Raw genomic sequence first — 2,838 nt, 5'->3', positions numbered from 1 at the left:
AGCGAGACTGTCGTGGTCGCGGGCCATCGGGTCTACCAACGGCCGGACGTACCGGTCGCGCGCCTGGTCGCGGCGGCCGGCGACGACCTCGCGGCCGCGCTCGGCACGGGCGGCCTGCACCGGCAGTTGCTGCCGGTCGGGCAGGACGGCGCGCTCGCCGGCCGATTCGCCGATCGCTACGGCACGGTCGGCCGGGTGGTGCACGCCGTGCGCGAGGCGATCGTGGGACACCTCGCCGCCGCAGCCCGGCAGGGCTCCGCGCCGCGCCCGGTCCAGGGGCCGATGACCCGGGTGAGCGACCGTGCCGCGTTCGCCCACTCGGTGGCCGTCGAGGGCGGACTGCCCTTCCTGGCCCTGTCCCTGATGCGTGGTCAAGAGGTTCGTGACCTGCTCGACGACACCGCCGGACTGCTCGGCGACCGGCCGTGGGGCGCGGGCCTGCTCGGCTTCGCGCCGCCGGAGCTGCGGGACGAGCAGCTCGCGGCCGTGCTCGCCGCCCGGCCGCCGTACGCGCTGATCGCGGGCGGTCGGCCCGGCCAGGCGGCGCCGTTGGAGGCGGTGGGCATCCGCACCTACCTGCACGTGCCCTCCCCGGGCCTGCTGGCGCAGTTCCTGCGGGAGGGTGCGCGGCGGTTCGTCTTCGAGGGCATGGAGTGCGGCGGCCACGTCGGGCCGCGCGCGAGCTTCCCGCTGTGGGAGGCGCAGATCGACGAGTTGCTGACCTTCGCCGAACGCTCCGGCGCGGGCGCCGAGTTCGACGTGCTCTTCGCGGGCGGCGTACACGACGCGCGTTCCGCCGCCATGGTGTCGGCCGCGGCCGCGCCGCTGGTCGAACTCGGAGCCACGGTGGGGGTGTTGATGGGCACCGCCTATCTGTTCACCCACGAGGCGGTGGACGGCGGGGCGATCCTGGCCGGCTTCCAGCGCGCGGCGGTGCAGTGCGAGTCGACCACGCTCCTGCAGACCGCGCCGGGCCATGCGACCCGCTGCGCGGGCACCCCGTTCGTGGCCGCGTTCGAGCACACCCGCCGCGATCTGGAGGCGCGCGGCGTGCCGTCCCGGTCGATGTGGGCCGAGTTGGAGCAGCTCAACCTCGGCCGGCTGCGGATCGCGAGCAAGGGCCTGCGCCGTGAGGCGGCCGACCTGGTGGCGGTGGACACCGACGCGCAGCATCGCGAGGGCATGTACATGCTGGGCCAAGCCGCGGTGATGCGCTCCGCGCCGACCACGATCGCCGCGCTGCACACCGAGGTCACCGCCGGCTCGACCGCGTGGCTGGCCCGGCGCGCCCGCGAGCTGGGCGCGACCCGGGAACCGGCCGCGATGCGTCCGCAGGACGTGGCGATCGTGGGGATGGCGTGCGTGTTGCCCGGAGCCCCCGACCTGGCGACCTACTGGCGCAACATCCTGGCCGGCACCGACGCGGTGACCGAGGTGTCGCCCGAACGCTGGGACACGCAGCACTACTTCGCGCCGAGTACGGACCCGAACGCGGTCGCGCGCGGGTCGGTCAAGGGTGCGCAGCCGGGCTCGGTACCGGCCGGGAAGACCCCGTCCAAGTGGGGCGGTTTCGTGCCGGCGATCCCGTTCGACGCGACCGCGTACGGGATCGCTCCCGCGTCGCTCGCGTCGATCGAACCGGCCCAACTCCTGGCGCTGCACGTCGCGTCCGGTGCGCTGGCGGACGCCGGTTACGGCAAGGGGCGGACGTTCGCCCGGGACCGGACGTCGGTGATCTTCGGCGCCGAGGCGGGTACCGACCTGGCCGGCGCGTACGGCTTCCGGTCGCTGTACCCGGGGTGGTTCGGGCCGCTGCCGGCCGACCTGGACGAACAACTGCCGGTGCCCACCGAGGACTCCTTTCCCGGCGTGCTGGCCAACGTGATCGCGGGCCGGATCGCGAATCGGCTCGACCTGGGCGGGGTGAACTACACCGTGGACGCCGCGTGCGCGGCCTCGCTCGCGGCTCTCGACCTGGCCTGCAAGGAGCTCAATACGGGGTCCAGCGATCTGGTCCTGTGCGGCGGGGTGGACACCCACAACGGGGTCAACGACTTCCTGATGTTCTCGTCGGTCCGGGCGCTCTCGCCGTCCGGGCGGTGCGCGACCTTCGACGCGGACGCCGACGGGATCGCGTTGGGCGAGGGCGCGGTGTGCGTCGTGCTCAAGCGGCTCGCGGACGCGGAGCGCGACGGGGATCGGGTCTACGCCGTGGTCAAGGGCGTCGGCGGGTCCAGCGACGGCCGCTCGCTCGGCCTGACCGCCCCGCGTCCCGAGGGCCAGCGCCGGGCTCTGGAACGCGCGTATCACGCGGCCGGTGTCTCGCCCGCCGACGTGGGCCTGGTCGAAGCGCACGGCACCGGAACCGTGGTCGGCGACCGGGCCGAACTCGACACCCTCACCGCGGTGTTCACCGAGCAGGGCGCGACACCGGGCACGTGCGCGGTGGGCTCGGTGAAGTCCCAGATCGGCCACACCAAGTGCGCCGCCGGTCTGGCCGGCCTGGCCAAGGCCGCGCTCGCGGTGCACTTCGGGGTCCGGCCGCCCACCCTGCACCTGCGCCGGCCCGGTCCGGGCTGGAACCCGGACACGAGCCCGTTCGTGTTCGACGATCGCGCCCGTCCCTGGGCGGGAACCGCCGGGCAACGCGTGGCCGGGGTGAGCGCGTTCGGGTTCGGCGGAACCAACTTCCACGCGGTGCTCACCGGTTCGGATCGCGCGGCGGACCGAGACCTGGGCCGCGCCGACGCCGCGTGGCCGGCCGAGCTGTTCTGCTTTCGCGGCGCGAACCGGGCCGCCGCGGTGGCCGCGGTCGACCGCCTCGCCGCCCGCTTGGAC

Annotated in this window: 1 protein-coding gene; it reads left to right on the top strand. The window is 74.7% G+C overall.

Annotated elements, in window-relative coordinates:
- Positions 1-2,838, top strand: a 2,838-nt coding sequence (locus tag GT354_RS11975; RefSeq protein ID WP_272923807.1) for a beta-ketoacyl synthase N-terminal-like domain-containing protein, incomplete at both ends; no start/stop codon positions are given.

It is taken from the genome of Streptomyces sp. SID3343, from assembly GCF_009865215.1.
Classification (GTDB): Bacteria; Actinomycetota; Actinomycetes; order Streptomycetales; family Streptomycetaceae; genus Embleya.
The sequence above is the reverse complement of the archived record's forward strand: the minus strand, read 5'-3'. Positions and strand labels throughout refer to the sequence as shown.